The organism is Micromonospora sp. NPDC049044 (assembly GCF_040649215.1).
Lineage (GTDB): Bacteria > Actinomycetota > Actinomycetes > Mycobacteriales > Micromonosporaceae > Micromonospora.
Map to the genome: position 1 here is coordinate 13,753 of NZ_JBEZFA010000041.1, position 21,394 is coordinate 35,146.

General features: G+C 74.8%; 16 protein-coding genes, 2 pseudogenes and 1 riboswitch. Of the genes and pseudogenes, 5 read left to right on the plus strand and 13 right to left on the minus strand.

The features are described from left to right. Window positions 1-3: 3 nt before the first annotated feature. From cobA to cobN, 12 genes and pseudogenes are all read right to left on the minus strand, one after another. The gene (gene cobA / locus AB0B85_RS27325; protein WP_357411824.1) at window positions 4-1,629 is read right to left on the minus strand and encodes a uroporphyrinogen-III C-methyltransferase; all 1,626 of its coding nucleotides are present in this window, start codon (window positions 1,627-1,629) and stop codon (window positions 4-6) included. Beyond that, window positions 1,626-2,222: a precorrin-8X methylmutase gene (locus AB0B85_RS27330; protein WP_357411825.1), complete on the minus strand. Its 597-nt coding sequence runs from the start codon at window positions 2,220-2,222 to the stop codon at window positions 1,626-1,628. The genes cobA and AB0B85_RS27330 overlap by 4 nt, the downstream gene beginning before the upstream one ends. A gap of 29 nt (window positions 2,223-2,251) precedes the next feature. Further along, a pseudogene (locus tag AB0B85_RS27335) lies at window positions 2,252-2,413 on the minus strand (4Fe-4S binding protein); the annotation flags it as partial. After that, entirely contained in the window at window positions 2,401-4,194 is a 1,794-nt protein-coding gene (gene cobJ, locus AB0B85_RS27340; RefSeq protein WP_357411826.1) for a precorrin-3B C(17)-methyltransferase, read from the minus strand. The pseudogene AB0B85_RS27335 and the gene cobJ, both read right to left, overlap by 13 nt. Beyond that, window positions 4,176-5,489: pseudogene (cbiE, locus tag AB0B85_RS27345) on the minus strand (precorrin-6y C5,15-methyltransferase (decarboxylating) subunit CbiE); the annotation flags it as partial. The gene cobJ and the pseudogene cbiE, both read right to left, overlap by 19 nt. Before the next feature lie 5 nt (window positions 5,490-5,494). Continuing rightward, entirely contained in the window at window positions 5,495-6,646 is a 1,152-nt protein-coding gene (locus AB0B85_RS27350; protein WP_357411827.1) for a cobalt-precorrin-5B (C(1))-methyltransferase, read from the minus strand. Next, window positions 6,643-7,476 (minus strand): precorrin-4 C(11)-methyltransferase, encoded by an 834-nt coding sequence (gene cobM, locus AB0B85_RS27355; RefSeq protein WP_357411828.1) that lies wholly within the window; start codon window positions 7,474-7,476, stop codon window positions 6,643-6,645. The genes AB0B85_RS27350 and cobM overlap by 4 nt, the downstream gene beginning before the upstream one ends. Then, on the minus strand, window positions 7,473-8,294 hold the full coding sequence (cobI, locus tag AB0B85_RS27360; protein WP_357411829.1) for a precorrin-2 C(20)-methyltransferase: 822 nt from the start codon (window positions 8,292-8,294) through the stop codon (window positions 7,473-7,475). Before cobI ends, cobM begins: the two co-directional genes overlap by 4 nt. Then, window positions 8,291-9,646: a cobyrinate a,c-diamide synthase gene (locus AB0B85_RS27365; protein ID WP_357411830.1), complete on the minus strand. Its 1,356-nt coding sequence runs from the start codon at window positions 9,644-9,646 to the stop codon at window positions 8,291-8,293. Before AB0B85_RS27365 ends, cobI begins: the two co-directional genes overlap by 4 nt. Next, window positions 9,640-10,251, minus strand: a complete 612-nt coding sequence (gene cobO / locus AB0B85_RS27370) for a cob(I)yrinic acid a,c-diamide adenosyltransferase (protein ID WP_357411831.1) — start codon at window positions 10,249-10,251, stop codon at window positions 9,640-9,642. The genes AB0B85_RS27365 and cobO overlap by 7 nt, the downstream gene beginning before the upstream one ends. A 60-nt stretch (window positions 10,252-10,311) precedes the next feature. Further along, entirely contained in the window at window positions 10,312-12,594 is a 2,283-nt protein-coding gene (locus AB0B85_RS27375; RefSeq protein WP_357411832.1) for a VWA domain-containing protein, read from the minus strand. After that, entirely contained in the window at window positions 12,591-16,259 is a 3,669-nt protein-coding gene (cobN, locus tag AB0B85_RS27380) for a cobaltochelatase subunit CobN (protein ID WP_357411833.1), read from the minus strand. The genes AB0B85_RS27375 and cobN overlap by 4 nt, the downstream gene beginning before the upstream one ends. Window positions 16,260-16,597: 338 nt before the next feature. Beyond that, window positions 16,598-16,727, minus strand: a riboswitch (cobalamin riboswitch). 349 nt (window positions 16,728-17,076) lie between these two features. Here cobN and AB0B85_RS27385 point away from each other — a divergent pair. Next, window positions 17,077-17,784, plus strand: a complete 708-nt coding sequence (locus tag AB0B85_RS27385) for an MBL fold metallo-hydrolase (RefSeq protein ID WP_357411834.1) — start codon at window positions 17,077-17,079, stop codon at window positions 17,782-17,784. Between the two features lie 11 nt (window positions 17,785-17,795). Here the strand turns inward: AB0B85_RS27385 and AB0B85_RS27390 are convergent, their stop codons facing one another. After that, on the minus strand, window positions 17,796-18,131 hold the full coding sequence (locus AB0B85_RS27390) for a hypothetical protein (protein WP_355032578.1): 336 nt from the start codon (window positions 18,129-18,131) through the stop codon (window positions 17,796-17,798). 119 nt (window positions 18,132-18,250) lie between these two features. Here AB0B85_RS27390 and AB0B85_RS27395 point away from each other — a divergent pair, with 119 nt between their 5' ends. The 4 genes from AB0B85_RS27395 (at window position 18,251) to AB0B85_RS27410 (ending at window position 21,345) form a co-directional block, all read left to right on the plus strand. Next, window positions 18,251-18,832 (plus strand): RNA polymerase sigma factor, encoded by a 582-nt coding sequence (locus AB0B85_RS27395; RefSeq protein ID WP_357411835.1) that lies wholly within the window; start codon window positions 18,251-18,253, stop codon window positions 18,830-18,832. Beyond that, entirely contained in the window at window positions 18,825-19,535 is a 711-nt protein-coding gene (locus AB0B85_RS27400; protein ID WP_357411836.1) for a hypothetical protein, read from the plus strand. The genes AB0B85_RS27395 and AB0B85_RS27400 overlap by 8 nt, the downstream gene beginning before the upstream one ends. Window positions 19,536-19,623: 88 nt before the next feature. Beyond that, a complete protein-coding gene (locus AB0B85_RS27405; protein ID WP_357411837.1) occupies window positions 19,624-20,184 on the plus strand; it encodes a hypothetical protein in 561 nt (186 codons plus the stop codon). A gap of 90 nt (window positions 20,185-20,274) precedes the next feature. After that, window positions 20,275-21,345: a DUF5937 family protein gene (locus AB0B85_RS27410; RefSeq protein ID WP_357411838.1), complete on the plus strand. Its 1,071-nt coding sequence runs from the start codon at window positions 20,275-20,277 to the stop codon at window positions 21,343-21,345. Window positions 21,346-21,394 lie beyond the last annotated feature (49 nt).

Here is a 21,394-nt window from a genome sequence, read left to right on the forward strand (position 1 = left end):
CCGTCAGGCGCTCGGCCCGGTGGCCGCGAGAGCGACCACCGGGCCGAGCACGAAGACGGCGGGCGGACCGATGCCCTCCCGGGCGGCGACCGCGCCGATCTCGTCCAACCGGGCGGGCACGGACCGCTGGCCGGGCAGCCCCGCGTCCTGCACCGCGAGCACCGGGGTCTGCGGGGCCCGACCGTGCTCGATCAGCACTGACGCGATCTTCGCGATGGTGTCCACGGCCATCAGCAACACGACGGTGCCCCGGGCGCGGGCCAGCGCCGCCCAGTCGACGAGCGAGTCGGGGTGCCCGGGCGGCAGGTGCCCGGACACGACTGTGACATCGTGCGCCACGCCCCGGTGGGTGACCGGCACGCCGGCCAGGGCCGGTGCGGCGAGCGCACTGCTCACCCCGGGCACCACCGTCACCGGCACGCCGGCCGCCGTACAGGCCTGCACCTCCTCGTGGCCGCGCCCGAAGACGTACGGGTCACCGCCCTTGAGCCGGACCACCCGGCGACCGGCTCTGGCGTGTGACACCAGGGCCGCGTTGATCGTCTCCTGGGCCATCGACGGGCCACGGGGCACCTTGCCGGCGTCGATGACCAGCACGTCGGGGCGCAGCCCGGCGAGCAGCCCTTGCGGGGCCAACCTGTCGACCACGACGACGTCCGCGGCGTCGAGCAGCGTCTTCCCGCGTAGCGTGATCAGGTCGTCGGGGCCCGGCCCGCCACCGACCACCGCTACCGACCCGTGGTCGTGCTGGTGGGAATGGGCGTGGTGATGGTGGTGGCCGACCGGGTCGTCGGGGTGGTCGTGCGGGCGTTGCGGGCGACCGACCTTGTCGGCGAAGCCGGGCATCAGCACCCGGTACGCGCAGGTGTCGCAGTTCATCCGGATGTCCCCGGCCAGCGCCTCGGCGTGGCGTTCGCGCACCAGATCCGCGAGGGCGTCACAGTCGCCGATCACCTCGGCGACCCGCACGTCCAGGTCCGGGTGGGCGGCGGCGAACTCCGCCGACTGGGCGACGATCCGGTCCGGCAGCACCCCGGCGAACAGGAAGTACGGCGCGACGACGATGCGCCGCGCGCCGAGCCGGCGCAGCCGCTCCAGCACGTCCGGCACCGACGGAGACGCGAGGGAGATGAACCCCGGCTCGACGCCCGCGTAGCCGCGCCCCTCCCAGAGCAGCCGGGCGACCTTGGCGACCTCGGCGTTGGCGTCCGGGTCGGTGGAGCCCCGCCCGATCAACGCCACCCACGTGCCGGCCCGGTCGGCGCCCGCCAGTGCGGCGTCGACACGCTCTTCGAGGGCGGTGTGCAGCAGCGGGTGTGGGCCGAGCGGGCGACCGTAGCGGTAGCTCAGCCCGGGGTGCCGTTCCTGCTCCCGGGCCATCGCGGCGGGGATGTCGCCCTTGCCGTGTCCGGCGCCGGTGAGGACCAGTGGCAACGCCACCAGCGCGCGGTGTCCGCGGGCGACGAGCGCGCCGACCGCGTCGGTAAGCGGCGGGCGGGACAGCTCGATGAAGCCGCCCTCGACGTCCCCGATGTCGGCGCGACGGCGGACCCGCTCGACGAGTGCGGCGAACTGCTCGACCCCGGCCGCGCTGCGCGTGCCGTGCCCGACGATGACCAACCCGGTCATGACTTCTCCTCGCTGTAGAGCAGGGCGTTGACGGCGGCGGCGGCGACCGCCGAACCGCCCTTCTCGCCCACGTTCGACACGGCGGGCAGGCCGCTGGCCCGCAGCGCCGCCTTCGACTCGGCGGCGCCCACGAAGCCGACCGGCAGACCTATGACGAGGGCCGGTGCGGCGTCCACTGTGAGCAGTTCAATCAGCGCGGTCGGCGCGCAGCCGACCACCCAGACCGCGCCCGGGCCGACCCGGGCCAGGGCGATCCGCACGGCCGCCGCCGAGCGGGTGATCCCCGCCGAGCGGCCCAGTTCGGCGGCGGCCGGGTCGGCGACCGGACAGACCAACTCCAGGCCGGCCCGGGTGATCCCGGCGGCCACCATCGCCACGTCCGTGACCACCGGCGCCCCGGCGCGCAGCGCGGCCAGCCCCGACTCCAGGGCGGCCTCGTCGCAGACCAGGTCGTCGACGTACGCGAGGTCGGCGCTGGCGTGCACCACCCGTTCGGTCACCGCCCGGGTCAGCGGCGGCAGGTGCGACAGGTCGACGCGCTCGCGCAGGATGCGGTACGACTCGACCTCGATCGGATGCACCACCCGGCTCATCGGGCTCCCTCACCAGTGTCGGAAACGACGCGGATCGCGTCGACCGGGCAGATCTCCAGGCACTCCAGGCAGCCGGTGCACCGGTCGGCGCGTACCGTCAGGCCGCCGGCGACCGGCCGGATCGCGTGCGTGGGGCAGGTCAACAGGCAGGCGCCGCAGCCCTGGCAGGCGCCGATTGTCACGACCGCCACCGGTACCCCCGGGGTGTGACCATCCGGCCGGCGACCACCCGGGTGTCGCTGTTGCCGACCACCACGACGCTGTACATGTCGACAACCGTCGGGTCGAGGGTGGCAAGCGTCGCCACGTGCACCCACTCGCCGGGGCGGCTGGCGTTGCGCACCACCCCGACCGGGGTGTCCGGTGGCCGGTGCGCGGCGAGGATGCCGAGCGCCTTGCCGAGCTGCCAGTCCCGGGCCCGGCTGCGCGGGTTGTAGAACAGCGTCACGAAGTCACCCTCGGCGGCTGCTGTCACCCGCCGCTCGATGACCTCCCACGGCGTGTGCAGATCGGACAGGCTCACGTAGGCGTGGTCGTGGCCGAGCGGCGCACCGAGCAGCGCCCCGGCCGCGAGGGCGGCGGTCACCCCGGGCACACCCACCACGTCGATCCGCTCGTCGGCGTACTCCAGGGCGGGGCTGGCCATCGCGTACACCCCGGCGTCGCCGGACCCGATCAGCGCGACCGCCCGGCCGGCGACGGCCTCGGCGACGGCGGCGCGGGCCCGGGCCTCCTCCGCGCCCAGCCCGCTGGCGAGCACCCGGCTGCCCGGCCGCAGCACGTCCCGCACCTGGTCGAGGTACTGGTCCAGGCCGACCACCACGGCGGCCCGCCGCAGCTCGGCCACCGCGCGCGGGGTGCGCAGGTCGGCCGCGCCCGGCCCGAGCCCGACCACGGCGAGCCGGCCGCGCGGAGCGTGCCGGGCCACCGCCACTGTGGCCATCGCCGTCGCGGTCTTGCCGACAAGCAGCGTGGCGTCGCCGGGCCGGCCGTCCGGGCCGAGCAGCGCCGCGGCCTCCGCGACGCTCGGCGTGCCGACCGCGGCGCGGACCACCTCGCTGGGATGCGGCACGTCGACAGCCGCCAGCCGCGTCGCCGGCCAGGTCACCAGGGGTACGCCGAGCGCGTCGGCGGTGCTGCGGATGCCCGCCTCGTCGGCCTTGATGTCGGCGGTGGCCAGACAGCGCAGGCTCGCCGGGTCGAGCCCGGCCTCGGCGAGCACCCGGTGCAGCAGCTCCGCCACCTCGGCGGCCGGTACGCCCCGACTCGCCCCCACCCCGGCGACAAGCGACGGTGGGCGCAGCACTGCGGTCCGACCGTCAAGCGGCACCACCCGGTCGGTGACAAACAGCCGGTAACCGCTGCCCTGCTCGGCGCCGCTGTCGGACTCGGCGGCGGACGCGGCGGCGGACTCGGCACCGGTGTCGGCGGCGGGCACGGCGACAACCGGCCGGGGCTGAACGTTCGGCGGCAGGGCGGGCAGCGGCCACTGGGCGTCGGCGATCACCTGGACCGGCTCACCGTCCAGGATGGCCCGGGACACCGCGGCGACCGCGCCCCGCACGGGCCAGCCGAGGGTGTCCAGCCCCGGCAGGCCGACAGTGTCGGTGGCGGTGGTGATCACCGGTCGGGCGTCCAGCAGGGCGCCGACCTGCTCGGCGAGGTCGTTGCCGCCGGTGTGCCCGCCGAGCAGCGCCACGGCGTGCCGGGCCGCCTCGTCGACGACCACCACCGCCGGGTCGCTGCGCTTGTCGGCGAGCAGTGGCGCGAGGACGCGCACCACGACCCCGGTGGCCAGGAACGCGACGACCGCGTCGCACTGCGCCCAGGCGGTCCGCAGCGCGTCGGTGACGCTCTCCCCCGCCACCAGCCGCGCGTGCGGCCAGGCGGCGGCGACGGTCTGCGCGTGTCGCCGGCCGGCGGCGGTGGCCGCCACCAGGCCGATGCGGGAGGTCACGGTCGGGTCAGGCACTGGCGCTCCCCGGTGAGGACGACCACCGGGTTGGTGGCCGCGAGGCGGATCGACCCACCGGGCAGGTCGGCGAGGCGGGCGGCGCTGAGCTGACTGCCCTCGACTGTGTAGCCGGCAGCGCGCAGCAGATTCACGGCCGGCGCTACCCGGTCCAGGGCGGCCAGGGTGAGCACCACGCGCTCGGGTTGGCGGGCCACCACTGCGGCGAGCACGTCGGCCCCGCCGCCGCCGACGAATACCGCGTCCGGCTCGGGCAGGCCGGCCAGCACCTGTGGGGCTCGGCCGGTGACGAGCCGGACGTGCACCGCGTGCGCTGTGGCGTTGGCCCGGATGGTCGCACCGGCCCCGGGGTCCTGTTCGACGGCGAGCACTGCCGCGCCGAGCAGCGCGCACTCGATGCCGACCGAGCCGCTGCCCGCGCCGACGTCCCAGATCAGCCGGCCCAGGCGGGGGCGCAGCCGGGCGACGACGAGGGCACGCACCTCCGACTTTGTGATCATGGAGTCGCGGTGGGCGTACCGGCTCTCCGACAACGCCCAGCCCCCTGCCGGGGCGGCGGCCGGCTGGTTGTCCGCGCGCACCCCACCCGGCCCGAACCGATCACGGGCGGACCCGGCCGGATCGGGCGCGGCGTCGGCCGGGTCGGGCGCGGCGTCGGCCAGGTCGGGCGCGGCGTCGGCCGGATCGGACGCGGCGAGGCTGAGCAGGACGTGCGGGTCGGCCCAGGTTTCGGTGGCGGCCCGCTCGGGGGTCACCGCGCGGATCCGTTCGGCGTCGGTGCCCAGGTGCTCGGCGACAAGCAGGCGGCGGGACCAGCCGATCAGACCCTCGCCCAGCTCGGCGGCGCCGGCGCCGGGCGCGGTGAGGACCGCGACGAGCGGCAGCGCCCGGCACGCGTTCAGCGCCGGTCGGGGATCGCGGCCGTGCGCGGTGACCACTGCGGCACCGTCCCAGGGCAGACCGGCGCTGGCGAACGCGGCGGCCACACTGGACACCGCCGGCACCACCCGCAGCGGCAGTCCGGCCGCGCGCAGCCGCCGGACGATGCCGAACAGGCCGGGGTCCCCGCTGGCCAGCACCACGGCCGGCACCCCGGCGGCGACGGCGGCGGCCAACCGGTGCAGGGCGGGAGCGAGCGGCCCGAGGGCGACCGTCTGCGCGCCGGCCGGTACGGGCACCGCAGCCAGGTGCCGGGCGGCCCCGACGACCAGCCCGGCGGCGGCCAGCACCGGCGCGAGCGCGGGATGCGGCGGTGCCCCGGCGGCGTCCAGGCCGACCACTGTGACGCCGGCCGGCCGGGTCATCGGGACCACCGACCGGACGAGGCGACGACGCGCGTGCCGGCGAAGTCGACAATCGCCACGTCCACTGTGACGGTCGGCCCGGCGAAGCGCCGTAGCACCTGGCGGACCCGCTGGCAGAGCAGGTCGCCGGCCGGTTCGAGCAGCCCGGCGGCCTCCCACAGCTCGTACGCGTGCCGCCCGGTGTTCGCCTCGGTCACCGCGGCGACAAGCGCCGGATCGCCCCCGGCGTCGGCGGTCACCGCGCCGAGCAGGGACAAATCCACCTTCGAGCGGGTGTAGTGGGTCATCAGGATGCCCGCCGCGAGTTTGGCAAGCTTGCCGGCCATGCCGACGAACACGACACCCGTCATCGCGTCGTCCACGGCGGCGGTCACCGCGGCCCCGGTGAAGTCACCGACCTCGACGAAGCACACCTCGGGCAGGTCGGGCAGGAGCGCGCGGGCGGCCCGTTCGGTGCGCCCACCTGTGCACAGCACCACGGTCCGCTCCCCCTGGGCGGCCATCACCTGCACGGCCTGCACGACGCTTGCCCGCCAGGAGGCGGTGGAGAAGGGACGGACGATCCCGGTGGTGCCGAGGATCGAGATGCCGCCGAGGATGCCGAGTCGCCGGTTTGTGGTCTTGCGGGCCATGATCTCGCCCCGGGGCACGCTGATCACCACCCGGACGCCGACCTCGGTGAGGTCGACCACCTCGGCGACCGCCGCGCCGATCATCCGGCGGGGGGTGTCGTTTATCGCCGGACCGCCGACGGCCAGCCCGAGGCCGGGTTTGGTGACAGTGCCGACGCCCTCGCCGCCGGCCAGCCGCAGCCCGGGGGCGTCGATCCAGTCCACTGTGGCGGTCAGCTCGGCCCCGTGGGTGACGTCCGGGTCGTCCCCGGCGTCCTTGACCACCACCGCCTCGGCCCGCACCGGCGGCGTGCCGGTCAGTTCGCAGCGGTGCACCGGGAAACGCACCCGGCGTCCGGCGGGTAGGCCGATCTCCACGTCCGGCTGGACCTCGCCGGTGACAAGCGCGGTGACCGCCGCCTTGGCCGCCGCCGTCGCGCAGGCGCCGGTGGTCCAGCCGGTCCGCAGCGCCGTGGGCCGGACCTTCGCGGTGCGCGGCAGCTCCGGCTCGCGCAGCGGCGGTTCGGCGTACGTCACTGTGTGCCGGTTTCCCCGGCGCGGACGCCGGTCTGGCGGCGCAGCTCGGCCCGGGCGGCCGCCTCGGCGCGACGGAAGGTGTGGAAGTGCCCGGGGTGGTACAGGTGCGAGCGGGTGCCCTCGGCGGCCAGTGCCGGCCCGACCAGGAAGAGGGTGTGCTTCCACAGCTTGTGCTGCTTGACAGTCGCCTCCAGGGTGCCCACCGTGCAGCGCACGACCAGCTCGTCGGGCCAGGTCGCCTGGTACGCCACGACGGCCGGGGTGTCCGCCGGGTAGCCGCCGGCCAGCAGCTCGGCCTGCACCTGCCCGGAGCGGGCGGCGGAGAGGAACAGCGCCATTGTGGTGCCGTGCCGGGCGAAGTCGCGGACCCGCTCGCCGGGCGGCATCGGGGTCTTGCCGCCTTCCAGGCGGGTGAGGATCACCGACTGGGCGACCTCGGGCACTGTCAGCTCCCGCCCGACGATCGCCGCGACCGCGGTGAACGAGGAGACCCCGGGCACGATCTCCACGGCGAGGCCGAGCGCCGAGCACAGCTCCAGTTGTTCCTGCACCGCGCCCCACAGCGCCGGGTCGCCGGAGTGGATGCGCGCCACCGTCAGCCCCTGTTCGGCGGCGCGCCGGTAGAGCGGCAGGACACCCTCGATCGGTAGCTGCGACGAGTCGATGATCTCCGCGCCGGGCCGGGCGTGGTCGAGCACGTCGGCGTGCACGAGGCTGGCCGCCCAGATCACGATGTCCGCCGCGGCGATCACCCGGGCGGCCCGCAGGGTCAGCAGGTCCGCCGCCCCGGGGCCGGCTCCGACGAACCACACAGTGCCGTCGCTTGTCACAGCTTTCCTCCTCGGTGGTCGCGGCGGGCCGGCACCAGCAGCGTCGACAGGTACGGCAGGTCGTGCTCGGCGTCGTCGACTGGGCCGATCCGTTCACCGGGCAGACCCAGGCTGCGCCCGAGCACCGCGTCGGCGAGCCGGCCCTGTCGGCGCAGCTCGGCGAGCAGCTCCGGATGCCGCCGCCAGCCCTTGTAGGCGACCACGGTGCCCGGCCCGGCGAGCGCGTCGGCGAACAGCGTCAGTCCGGCGGTGGCCGGCAGCAGGGTCAGCGGCTCGCGCCCCTCGCAGAGGGGGATGCCGCTGCGCGCCGCCAACTCCTGCATGGCGGTGACGCCGGGCACTGTGGCCACCCGCACCGCCGGGCGCAGCGCCCGGACGCTCTGCGCCAGGTAGCCGAAGGTGGAGTAGACGTTGGGGTCCCCGATTGTCGCGAACGCCAGCGACCGCGCGCCCGCGTCGATCGTCTCGACCACCACCCGGGCCGCGTGATCCCAGGCCGCCGCCCGGCGGGCGGTCACCCCACCCCGGTCGTCCAGGGCGAACGGCAGCCGGCGCAGCCGGTCCACCGGCACGTGCTCGCGGACTGTCGTCTCGGCCCGCCCGGCGTCCGCGCCCGCCGGCGTCGCGGCGGCGGTCGCGGTCGGCGCGACCCGGTCCGCCATCATGGGTACGAAGACCACGTCGGCGTCACGCAGGATCCGCACCGCCTTGACGGTGAGCAGTTCCGGGTCACCCGGGCCGACACCGACACCGGTCAGCGTGGCATCGGCGGGACCCGCCTCGATGGTCGGCCTCGCGTCGGCGCGCTGCGCGCTCATCGGCACGCCTCGACCAGTCGGCGGGCGGCGGCGGGGTGACCGGCCCAGTGGGTGTGCAGGTAGGAGGCGTGCACCCGACCGCTGACGAAGCCGTGCTCCGCGTCGTCCCAGCGCCACGCCGACCGGTCACCGTGCCCAGGGTCGGTGGTGGTGCGGTGGAACTCGTGGCCGCGTACCGGCTCACCGGCACGGGCGATCGGGGAGTCGGTGACCGCCACGGCTTCGCGGTAGCCGAGGGTGAGCCGGCCGGTCATCCGGGCGGTCAGGTCCAGCCGACCGCACATCGGTACGCCGTCCAGGGACCGCCCGAGGTAGAGCAACCCGGCGCACTCGGCAACGATCGGCCCGTCGAAGTCGGCCAGCTCGGCGCGCAGCGCGGTGTTCCCGGCAAGCGCCTCGGCGTACGCCTCGGGGAACCCGCCGCCGACGACCACCGCGCGGGTGCCGGCGGGCAGCGTCGGGTCGTGCAGCGGGTCGACGGTGCGCACGTCCGCCCCGGCCGCGGTGAGCAGTTCGGCGGTCTCCGCGTACGAGAAGGTGAAGGCCGGACCACCGGCGAGCGCGACCACCGGCCGCCCGGCACCGGCCGGCCCGCCGACCGCGGTGACCGGGTCCCACGCCGGGGCGGTCAGCGGCGGGGCGCTGCGGGCCAGGTCGAGTACGGCGGCCAGGTCCACTGTGGCCTCGACCAGCTCGGCAAGCGCGGTGACGATCGCCAGGGACTCGGGGGCCCGCTCGGCGACCGGGACCAGCCCGAGGTGCCGGGCCGGCGCGGCCACCTCGGCGGCGCGGGTGACGGCCCCGAGCACCGGCACGTCCACCTCGGCGAGGGCGTCGCGGAGCAGCTTCTCGTGCCGCTGTGAACCGACCCGGTTGAGGATCACCCCGCCGATCCGCACCGCCGGGTCGAAGGCGGCCATGCCCAGGGTCAGCGCGGCGGCCGAGCGGCCCTGCGCTGTGGTGTCCAGCACCAGCAGCACCGGTGCGTCGATCAGCCGGGCGACGTGCGCGGTGGAGGCGTAGTCGCGCCGGCCCACAGCGCCGTCGTGCAGACCCATGACGCCCTCGACGACGGCGATGTCGGCGGGTGTCGGGACGCTCGCGCCGTGGCGCAGCAGGGCGGCGATCCGGTCGGCCCCGACCAGGAAGGGGTCGAGGTTGCGCCCGGGTCTTCCGGCGGCGAGGGCGTGGTAGCCGGGGTCGATGTAGTCGGGGCCGACCTTGTGCGGGCTGACCGTCAGGCCGCGACGGCGCAGTGCGGCGAGCAGCCCGGTGGCGACTGTCGTCTTGCCGTGGCCGCTGGCCGGCGCGGCGACCAGCAGCCGGGGCAGCGCCCACTGTGTGCTCACCACTCGATGCCCTTCTGGCCCTTCTGGCCGGCGTCCATCGGGTGCTTGACCTTGGTCAGCTCGGCCACCAGGTCGGCGGCGGCGACCAGCCGCGGGTCGGCGTCGCGGCCGGTGATCACCACGTGTTGGAAGCCGGGCCGGTCGGTCAGGGTGGCGACCACCTCCTCGACGTCCACCCAGCCCCACGTCATCGGGTAGGTGAACTCGTCGAGCACGTACAGCCCGTAGCGTTCGGCGGCCAGGTCGCGCTGGATCTGCCGCCAGCCCTCCAGGGCGTCGGCGGCGTGGTCGGCGTCGCCGCCGCGCTGGATCCAGGACCAGCCCTCGCCCATCTTGTGCCAGGCCACCGGTGCGCCCTGGCCGGTGCGCTCGTGCACCTCGCCGAGGGCCCGGAAGGCCTGCTCCTCGCCCACCCGCCACTTGGCGCTCTTGACGAACTGGAACACGCCGATCGGCAGGCCGGCCGTCCAGGCCCGCAGCGCCAACCCGAACGCGGCAGTCGACTTCCCCTTCATTTGTCCGGTGTGGACCATCAGCAGTGGCCGGTGCCGCCGCTGCCGGGTCGTCAACCCGTCGGCGGGCACCACGCTCGGTTGTCCCTGCGGCATCAGCGGTCTCCCGTTCGCGCGATCGTGTGGTCCGGCTCGGTCATCGGTGTCCGTCGTCGCTCACGCCGGGCCGGCGAGCGCCGGGCCGGCGAGCGCGGCGCCGTCCGGGTGGGTGAGGGCGGCCAGCGGGTGGTGGGAGGCACCCAACTGGGTGGCCAGCCGACGCGCCAGGTGCAGGCGGACCGGACCGGTCTCGCAGTCGACGACCACGCAGGGCGCGCCGGTCGCCGCGAGCACCGCCGCCGCCGTGGCGGCACGGTCCAGCGGGCGACTTCCCGCTGTGGCGCGGCCGTCCGTGACGACGAGGACCAGGGGACGCCGCAACGGGTCGCGCAGCCGCTGCACCCGCAGCAGGTCGGTGGCCGCGAGCAACCCCTCGGCCAGCGGCGTACGCCCACCGGTGGGCAACTCGGCAAGCCGGGTCGAGGCGGCCAGCACCGACGAGGTGGCCGGCAACAACGTCCGCGCGCCGGCTCCCCGAAAGGCGATCACCGCGACCTTGTCCCGCCGCTGGTACGCGTCGGTGAGCAGGGCGAGCACCGCGTCCTTCACTGCTGTCATCCGCTGCCGGGCACCCATCGAGCCGCTGGCGTCCACCACGAACAGCACCAGGTTGCCCTCGCGGCCCTCGCGGACGGCCTCCCGCACGTCGTCCGGGCGCAACCGCAGCGGGCCGGTCAGCCGCCCCCGGGAGGCCTGGTGTGGCGCGGCGGCGCGGACCGTCGCCGGCAGGTGCAGGGCCGCGACCCGACCGGTCGGCACCCGTGCCCCGGTGGTGCGCCCCCGCCCGGTGCGGGCCCGGGAACGCCGGCCGGGCACCCCGTCACCCACGCCGGGCGCGGTGAGCACCCGCGCCCGCAACCCACCCCGGGGTACGGCCACCGGCTGCGTCCGCCCACCGCCAGTTGTCGGCTCGTCGTGATCGGCCGCCCGTGCTCGGCCGTCGCGGCTGCCCGCGCCCCGGCCGTCACCTTCCCGGTCGTCCGCCGAGAGGGGCGGCCGGCAGTCGTCGCCCTGGTCGCCCGCCTGACGCTGCGGCCAGCCGTCGCCGCCGTCCGCACGTCCGTGCGGGCCGGTGCCGTCACGCTTCGCCGAGTACCCGGTCGACTCGGGTTCCCCCTGATCCACGCCGTTTGCGCCGCCGTGCGGGCCGCCGTTCGTCGGGTCGACGCTGCGCGGGCCGCCGGGACCGGCCGGGCCACCGCCCTGCGGACCACCGTCGTTCGGTCCAGCGCCGGTCGGGCCGCCGTCGTCCGGCCCACCGCCCTGCGGGCCGCCGTCGTTCGGGCCGCTGTCGTTCGGGCCGCTGTCGTCCGGGTCGTCGGGGTGGGCGTCCTGGGCACGTTGCAACGCCTCGTCCAGGCGCTTGTCGTCCAGCCCGGGAGTGTCGAACGGGTCGCGGCGACGGCGGTGCGGCAGGGCCAGCCGGGCAGCCACCCGGACGTCGTCGATGCCCACCCGGTCCCGGCCGTGCCAGGCGGCGTGGGCCAGGGCGGTACGGGCCGTGACGATGTCGGCGCGCATCCCGTCCACGTCGAACGCGGCGCACACCTCGGCGATCTGGCGCAGCGCGGCGTCCGGCAGGCGTACCCCGGGGAGCCGGCGACGGGCGGCGGCCACCTGGCCGGCGATCTCCGCATCGGCGTCGGCCCACCGGGCGGCGAACCCGGCCGGGTCGGCATCGGCGGCGAGCCGGCGACGGACCACCTCCACCCGCACCTCCGGGTCCCGGCTGGCGCCCACCTCGACGGTGAGCCCGAACCGGTCGAGCAGCTGCGGACGCAGCTCCCCCTCCTCCGGGTTCATGGTGCCGACAAGCAGGAACCGGGCCGCGTGGCTTACCGAGACACCCTCCCGCTCGACGTGGCTGCGGCCCATCGCCGCCGCGTCCAACAGCAGGTCGACGAGGTGGTCGTGCAGCAGGTTGACCTCGTCGACGTAGAGCACCCCCCGGTGCGCGGCGGCGAGCAGACCCGGCTCGAAGGCGCGTACCCCGGCGCCGAGAGCCTTCTCCAGGTCCAGTGAGCCGACCACCCGGTCCTCGGCGGCGCCCACCGGCAACTCCACGAGCCGGGCCGGACGGGTCTCGGCGGCGGCGTCGGCGGGATGCGGGCCGTCCGGGCAGCCCGGGTCCGGCTCGCCCGGGTCACAGCCGAAGCGGCAGCCGACGACCCGGCGGACCGGGGGCAGCAGGGCGGCGAGGGCGCGCACGGCTGTGGACTTGGCGGTCCCCTTCTCGCCGCGCACGAGGACCCCGCCGATCGCCGGGGACACCGCGTTGAGCAGCAACGCCAGCCGCATGTCGGCCATGCCGAGCACCGCACTGAACGGAAAAGTGGTCATGCCCGGTCCTCCAGATCGCCCTCACTGGCCAGGTACGTGTCGCGCAGCCGGTCCAGGGTCGCCGGTTCGGGGTTCGCCCACAGCCCCCGGTCGGCGGCCTCCAACAGGCGTTCGGTGATGCCGCGCAACGCCCACGGGTTGGACCGCTCCAGGAACTCCCGGGTCGTGTCGTCGAACAGGTACGCGGCGGCCAGGTGCTCGTACATCCAGTCGTCGACGACCCCGGCGGTGGCGTCGTAGCCGAACAGGTAGTCCACTGTGGCGGCCAGCTCGAACGCGCCCTTGTAGCCGTGCCGGCGCATCGCGGCGATCCACTTCGGGTTGACCACCCGGGCCCGGAACACCCGCCGGGTCTCCTCACCCAGGGTGCGGGTGCGCACGTCGTGCGGCATCGCCGAGTCACCCACGTACGCCTGCGGTGCCGTGCCGGTCAGGTGGCGGACCATCGCCACCATCCCTCCGTGGTACTGGAAGTAGTCGTCGGAATCGACGATGTCGTGCTCGCGGGTGTCCTGGTTCTTGACCGCCACCGCGATCCGGGCGAAGGAGCGTTCCATGTCGGCGCGCGCCTCCCGCCCGTCCAGGCCGCGGCCGTAGGCGTAGCCGCCCCACACCGCGTACACCTCGGCCAGGTCGGCGTCACTGCGCCAGGTCCGGGCGTCGATGAGCGGCAGCAGGCCCGCGCCGTACGCCCCGGGTTTCGAGCCGAAGATCCGGGCCGTGGCCCGCCGCTCGTCGCCGTGCTCGGCGAGGTCGGCGGCGACGTGCGCCCGCAGGTAGTTGTCGTCGTCCGGCTCGTCCAGGACGGCGACCCGCCGCACGGCGTCGTCGAGCAACGCCACGACGTGCGGAAACGCGTCCCGGAAGAACCCGGAGATCCGCACTGTCACGTCGACCCGGGGCCGGCCCAGCTCGGCGGTCGGCACCACCTCGATGCCGGTGACCCGCCGGGACCTGTCGTCCCAGACCGGCCGGCAGCCCAGCAACGCGAGGATCTCGGCGATGTCGTCGCCCTGGGTGCGCATCGCGCTGGTCCCCCACACTGTCAACCCCACCGAGCGGGGGTACGCCCCGGTGTCGGCCAGGTGCCGGGCCAGCAGCGAGTCGGCGAGGGCCACCCCGACGTCCCAGGCGTTGCGGCTGGGAATGGCCTTCGGGTCGACGGAGTAGAAGTTGCGGCCGGTGGGCAGCACGTTCACCAGGCCCCGGGTGGGTGAACCGGACGGGCCGGGCGGCACGAACCGGCCGTCGAGCGCACCGAGGGTGTTCGTCAGCTCGTCGGTGGTGCGGTCCAGCCGGGGCACCAGCTCGGTCGCGGCGAAGCGCAGCACTGCGGCGACGTCCGGGATCGGCTGGCCGGTCACCTCGACGACCACCGCGTCGACCGCGTCCACCGCCCAGTCCAGGGTCTCCATCCCGACCACCAGGCGCCGGGCGAGCGCCTCGATCAGGTCGATCGCGTCGGCGGCGGTGCCGGCCGGCCCGTCCACCACGTCGGTAAGCGTGGTGGGCACGGTCAGACGTTCGCCCGGGGCCGCGAGCAGCGCCTGCTCGTCGAGGGAGTACGCGACGGCGAGCGCCTGCCGCAGGCCGGGCAGGGCGTGGGCGCCACCCCAGATCTGGGGTGCGCGCAGCACCGCGAGGACCAGGTTGACCCGGGGTTCACCGGTGGGAGCGTCGGCGAGGATGTGCAGCCCGTCGCGGATCTGCACGTCCTTGACCTCGCACAGGTACCCGTCGAGGTGCAGCACGAAGTCGTCGAAGTCGTCAGCGTCGGGCATCGCCTCGGCGTGCAGGTCGTGGTGCAGCTCGGCGGCGCGGACCAGGTCCCAGATCTGCGCCCGCACGGTCGGCACCTTCGCCGGGTCGAGGGCCTGCACTGTGGCGTACTCGTCGAGCAGTTGCTCCAATTTGGCCAGGTCACCGTAGGTCTCGGCGCGGGCCATCGGCGGCACCAGGTGGTCGATCACCACTGCGTGCGCCCGGCGCTTGGCCTGGGTGCCCTCGCCGGGGTCGTTGACGATGAACGGGTAGACCAGCGGCAGGTCACCCAGGACCGCGTCGGGCGCGCAGCCGGCGGCCAGGCCGAGGCCCTTGCCGGGCAACCACTCAAGGGTGCCGTGCTTGCCCAGGTGCACGACGGCGTCCGCGCCGAAGCCGCCGTCGTCGACAGGGGCGGCCAGCCAGCGGTACGCGGCCAGGTAGTGGTGACTCGGCGGCAGGTCCGGGTCGTGGTAGATGGCGATCGGGTTCTCCCCGAACCCACGCGGCGGCTGGATCAGCAGCACCACGTTGCCGAAGCGCAGCCCGGCGAGGACGATGTCCCCACTCTCGGTGTAGAGCTGGCCGGGCGGCTCACCCCAGTGTTCGCGCATCCGCTCGCGCAGCTCGGCGGGGACCCTGTCGAACCACCGCCGGTACGTGTCCCCCGGTATCCGGGCCTCGGCGGCGGCCAACTGCTCCGGGGTGAGCCACTCCACGTCGTGCCCACCGGCGGCGATCAGCGCGTGGATCAACGCGTCACCGTCGTCGGGCATCGGGCCGTCGCCCAGGTCGTAGCCGTCCTCGGCCAGCGCGGCGAGCAGCCGGACCGCCGAGACCGGAGTGTCCAGCCCGACGGCGTTGCCGACCCGGGAGTGCCTGGTGGGGTACGAGCTGAGCACCACGGCGACCCGCTTGTCACCGTTGGGCACGTACCGCAGCCGGGCGTGACGCACCGCGATCCCGGCGACCCGGGCGGCCCGCTCGGGATCGGCGACGTAGACGGAGAGGCCGTCGGCGTCGATCTGCTTGAACGAGAACGGCACAGTGACGATCCGGCCGTCGAACTCCGGGATGGCCACCTGCATCGCGGCGTCCAACGGGGACAGCCCGGCGTCGCTGCCGGCCCACTGCTCGCGGGTGCTGGTCAGGCAGAGCGCCTGGATGATCGGCACATCAAGGGCGGCCAGGGCGCCGACGTCCCAGGCGTCCTCGTCGCCGCCGCCGGAGGCGTCCGCGGCGACCGCGCCACCTGCCGCGAGGACGGTGACCAGCAGCGCGTCACAGCGGGCGAAGAGCCCGAGCGGTCCACTGTCGGCGGTGAGCCCCCGCAGCGAGCCGCAGAAAATCGGCAGCGGACTGCCGCCGGCCTCCCGCACCGCGTCGACCAGCACGTCGACGAAGCCGGTGTTGCCGGCCAGCGCGTGTGCCCGGTAGAAGACGATCCCCACCGTGGGCCGGTACGGGTCGGCCAGGTGCGCGCCGTGCACGCCGTACGCCGGGGTGCGGGCGGGCGGGGCGAACCCCTCGCCGGTGAGCAGCACCGTGTCGGAGAGGAACCGGGCCAGCTGCCCGAGGTTGTCCGGCCCACCCTCGACCAGGTACGCGAGCGCCTGGGTGACGACCCCGGACGGCACTGTGGAGATGGCCATCAGCTCCGCGTCGGGCAGCGTCTCGCCACCGAGCACCACCGTCGGCACACCGGTGGCGAGCACCGCGGCGAGACCGTCCGGCCAGGCCTGTCGACCGCCGAGCAGGCGTACGACGGCGAGGTTCACCCCGTCGAGCAGGGCGGGCACCTCGTCGGCGGCGACGCGGGCGGGGTTGGCGAGCCGATAGTCGGCGCCGCTGGCGCGGGCGGCGAGCAGGTCGGTGTCGGCGGTGGAGAGCAGCAGGATGCGCACGGCAGGCTCCGGAGAGTGACGCCCCGGCCGCCACTGAGGCGACCTGGACGAAGCGGGTGGGTGCGGCGTCAGCCGGTACGACGGCGCGACCGGACCTGTCGACGCGGACGTCGGGGGGTCGGTCGGCGCCGGGCGCTCAGCTCAGCGGGACCGGTGGCCCGCTCGGCCGACCTGGAGCCCGCCGGCGCGGCCGGCGCTCTGGATGCCGGCGCGGCCGGTCGTGGGCGCGGTGCGGCGCCCACGACACCTGTCGTGGTGATTGTCGTCAATGTGTGCGACGCCGTGCGTCATCGGGTCCTCCTCGGGTGTCCACGCCCTGGGGTACGTCCCGACGGCCGAAGTATCCTGGCTTCCGGATCGACGCTCTCCCCCGGCCTTCCAACCGCAGACACACGGCCGTGACTCACGAGGGGGGATCGCTCCCCGGTGACAGTGGCGGGACCGCGTCGGATTCGCACCGACTTCCTTCACTGCCGTCAGGCCGCGAATGCTGCCACACCGCCGCGCCGCCGGTCAACGTCGACCCCGAGGCCGTCAAGCGGGCGCAGTCCATTGACATACGCCGATAATGATCGCCACGAAGTCGCGCCCGGCAATGGCGCCGGCCTATGCGGCATCTCGCTTTCTCTGCTGTGCCGCGCGCGGCGGGGCGGCCGTTCCCGCGGTGCGTCAGGTGACGCCGAGCGGGGTGCGCACACCCGCGCTGACCTGCGACGGTCGGCCGGCAGGGCGGTGTCAGGCGGCGCGGTCACCTAGGATCGGCGACCACCGCAGCAACGTCCGCAATCGATCCCGGAGGTCGATCACCATCGTCGCCATGCGATTTCACCGGCTCGCCGGCCGGGTCTGGCTCTGCCCAGGTGATCCGGACCCAGCGGCGGTCCAGGCCGGCGTCGCCGTCGTGGCCGACGAACGCGGCAGTGTGATGATCGACGCCGGGCAGAGCCCCGGGCACGCCCGCGACATCCAGGCGGCGCTGACCGCCGCCGGGCTGCCGCCGCCGCGCTGGCTCGTCTACACCCACCACCACTGGGACCACGTCTGGGGCGCCTGCGCGTGGCCGGGAGTCGAGATCGTCGGGCACCAGACGGCCGTGCCGCTGCTGCGCGCCGAAGCCGCCCGACCGTGGAGTCACCGCTACCTGGACGAGCAGGTCCGCGCCGAGCCCCGCCTCGGCCCGAGCTTTCGGGCCCGGGCCCGGGCCATGGACTCCTGGGCGGACTTCACCATCCTGCCGCCCACCCGGGTCTTCGCCGAGCGGGACGAACTGCCGGTCGGGGTGGGGCTACGCCACGTCGGCGGCGGGCACGCACCGGACTCGACGGTCGTGCTGGTGCCCGACTCGGGCGTCATGCTGCTGGGCGACTGCTTCTACCCCCCGCCGGCGCACCTGCGCCGCCCCAACGACGACCTCGACCTGGGCCTGGTCCGACGGCTGCTCGACGACACCTACCACTGGTACGTGTCGAGTCACGCCGAGCCGATGACGCTTGAGCAGGCCCGCGCGGCGGTCGGACCCGCCTGAGCGGACCGGCCTCAGCGGGCGTGCCGTTCCGGGTGGGCGCGGTTCCACACCCGCATCCGCTCCGGGTAGCCGGTCCGGCCCGCCTCGTACAACGGCACCGCGTGTTTGCGGGCGATGGATCCCGCCGCCCGTGGCGTGCCGGTACGCCGACGGATCCACTCCCCGTCGTGGGCGATCGCCACCACAGTGGTGTCCGTGGCGGTGGTCTCCGGCTCCAGGTAGAACTCCACCCCGCGCCGGCTCAGGACGAACGCCTCAAGCGCGGCGAGGTCGTCCCGGGTCGCCTCGCGGTCCAGCTTCGTCGGGGTCGCCTCGGCACCCCGTGACCGGCGACTGAACCAGCTCATGCCCAACCCCTCTCCTCGACGCCCCGCAAGTGCAGCACCGATTCCTGGCAATACCCTGCACGCCGGATGGGAGAAAGCTGACCCGACGAGGGTGGAACCCGCCAGGCGTGGGCGGTGTCATGAGTGTGACCCGAACGGAGGTTCCCCTGGACGACGACGCACTCGTCACCCGCGCCCGCTCCGGCGACCTGGCGGCGTACGACCTCCTGGTCGCTCGGCACACCGCGTCCGCGTTCCGGACGGCGGTGCTGCTCGGCGCGGGTTCGGACGCCGAGGACGTCATCCAGGAGGCGTTCGTGAAGGCGTACCGCAAGTTGTCCCGTTACCGGGGCGAGTCGTCCTTCCGATCGTGGCTGCTCGCGATCGTCGCCAACGAGACCCGCAACCTGCACCGGTCGCGCGGCCGGCGCGACGGGCTCGTCCTGCGCGCCGCGGCGGCGGACCCGACCTCGGAGATCGCCGAGGACGGGGCGGTGGGTGCGGTTCTCGCCGGTGAGCGTCGCACCGCCCTGGTGCAGGCGCTGCGCCAACTACCCGTACGCGACCGCGAGGTGATCGTCTGCCGGTTCTTCCTCGACCTCAGCGAGGAGGAGACGGTGGCGGCCCTGGGCTGGCCGCGGGGCACTGTGAAGTCGCGCACGTCCCGGGCCCTGGCGAAGCTTCGCGGCCTGCTCGACCGGGAGGAGGTACGGCATGGCTGACCTGGAACGGGAACTGCGCGACCTGTCCGCCTGGCTGGAGACGCCCGAGCCGCCCGACGTGCGCGCCGCGGTCCGCGGCCGGCTGCGCCGACCGGCGCGGCGGTGGCGCCCGCTCGTCGCTGCGGTGCTCGTCGCCGTGCTGGTGGCGGTGTTGCCGCCGACCCGTGCCGCCATCGCCGACGCGGTCACCGGCCTGCTGCGCTTCGCCGGCGTGAGCATCGCCGTCTCGCCCACCCCGTCGTTGCCCGGTGGCGTCGCGTCGCCGTTGCCCGCGCAGCGGGTCACCGGGCTGCAGGAGGCCCAACGTGCGGTGCGGTTCCCGATCCGGCTACCGGCGAAGCTGGGCCCGCCCGAGCGGGTGCAGGTCGCCGACCCCGACCCGGCGGGCACCTGTCGGGTCGCGACGCTGCTCTATGACGGCGGCGCGCTGCGCATCGACGCGTTCGACGGTCGGCTGAATCTGTCCTTCCACAAGGAGGTCATGCCGGCGGGTGTGGGCTGGGTCGAGGTCAACGGTGGCTTCGCGGTGTGGGTGGACGGTCCGCACGTGCTGTCGTACGTGGACCGCTCGGGCCAGATCCGCCAGGAGACCGCCCGGCTTGCCGCCTCGACCCTGATCTGGGCGGACGGCGACGTGAGCTACCGGCTTGAGGGTGCCGTCAGCAAGGCCGAGGCGATCGAGATCGCCCGTTCGCTGCGCTAGGGGTCTGTTTCATCGGAGCTGGGAACCTGACGGGCTCGGCCGGTGTCCTGAAGATGCGAGAGGTTGTCGACGGGTACCGGAGGTAGAGATGGGTTCACGGGGCAGGTCGCTGCTGGCGGCATCGGTGCTTCTGCTGGCGGGGTGCGCGACCACGACCGGCGGCGGGTCGGTCGCGCCGACCACCACCGCGCCGACCACCACGCCGAGCAGCGCGGGCGCCGCGACCACCGCAGGCGCCGCGGGCGTCGCGGGCGCCGCGACGGGCTGCCACTCACGGGTCGAGACGACGTCGCTGCCCGACTGGGCGGACACCGGGTTCCACGGGGGCAGCAGTGGGCCACACGTCGTCGGGGCAAAGGGTGACATCGTGGCGGTGCTCTTCGCCCACCCGCTGCGCCAGGTCCGCAAGGACGGATCGAACAACAAGATCCTGTGGGTGGCCCGCGCCGCCACGACCTCACCCGACCCGACCGCACCGGCGGCCCTTGTCATCACCGCGACGCTTGACGGCACCGACACCCGGGTGACCCGGGAGGTCGCCGGCGGCCCCGGTCCGTCGATCATCGACATGCCGCAGGCCGGGTGCTGGCATCTCGACCTACGCTGGTCCGGGCACACCGACACGATGGACCTGGTCTACGCCCCCTGAGCCACCCCGGTGTGGCCAACGACGTCGAGCGAGGCGGGAGCGGCGACCTCATCGCCCGCTCCCGCCGCCACCGCCGCCTAGGGTGTGGTCGTGCCGATCACCTTTCAGCTTCCCGCGGATCGGGCCACGGCGGTGACGTTCGCGGTCTCGCCGATCGTGGAGTTGGCCTGGGCGTGGCACGTGCTCGTCGGCGTCGAGCATCACCCGGAGCGGGCGGAGTGGGCGGCGCGCGTCCTCGCCGAGTTGCCAGCCGACCTGGTCGCGGAGCTGAATACCTGGTCGTTCGCGGTGCGGGCGGTCCGCGCGACAGTGTTCGCGGATCCGACGCTGCCGCCGGCCCTCGACTGGGCGCAGGCGGTGGCGGCACTGCGCGCGATGCCGCCCGCCCAGTTCGCCGCCGCGATGCTCCGACCGCTGCTGCGGGTGGGCGGCCGGTCCGCCGACGTGACCGACCATCGCGTGGGTGCCGAGTTGATGGCGTTGTCCCGGGCGCGGGGCGCGGCCGCGACGCGGGCGGTGCGGCTGCTCCTGGAGCAGCCCGCCGCGGCACAGACCACAGTGGTCCGCCTGCTGCAGGGGTGCTGGGCGGCGTTCTTCGCGGCCGAGTGGCACCGGATCGAGCCGGCGCTCGCCGGTGAGGTGCGGGCGCGATCACGTACGGCCGCCCGTGGCGACCTGCCCGCCGCGCTGGCTGGCCTGTCTCCCGCCGTCGCCATCGGTACGGATGGCCGCGTCACCATCGACAAGGTGCAGAGCAAGTCGCTGGCGGTACCCGAACGGGGGCTGGTGCTGGTGCCCACCGTCTTCGGCGCCCCCCATGTCTACGTCGCCGACGAGGCGGGCCGTCCGGTGGTGGTGCACTACCCGTTCCCGCCGCCGGAGCACACGGCCGACCGGCGACTGACCCTGCGACGCCTCGACGTGCTCGCTCACCCGGCACGCCTGGAGGTGTGCCGCGCGATAGCCGTCGAACCCAGGTCCGCCCGGGAGATCGCCCGGCTCTGGCGCCTCGACGAGACCGCGGTGACCAAGCACCTGTCCGCACTGCGCGTCGCCGGTCTGGTCCGGGCCGAACGAGCTGGGCACTTCGTCAGGTATTCCCTGGAGGCGGCTGCCATCCAGGCGATCGGCGCCGACCTGCTCGACGTGCTACGTCGCTGATTGCCTGCCGAAGACGCGCAGACATTGGCTGCCGGCCGGCGGCACCCCC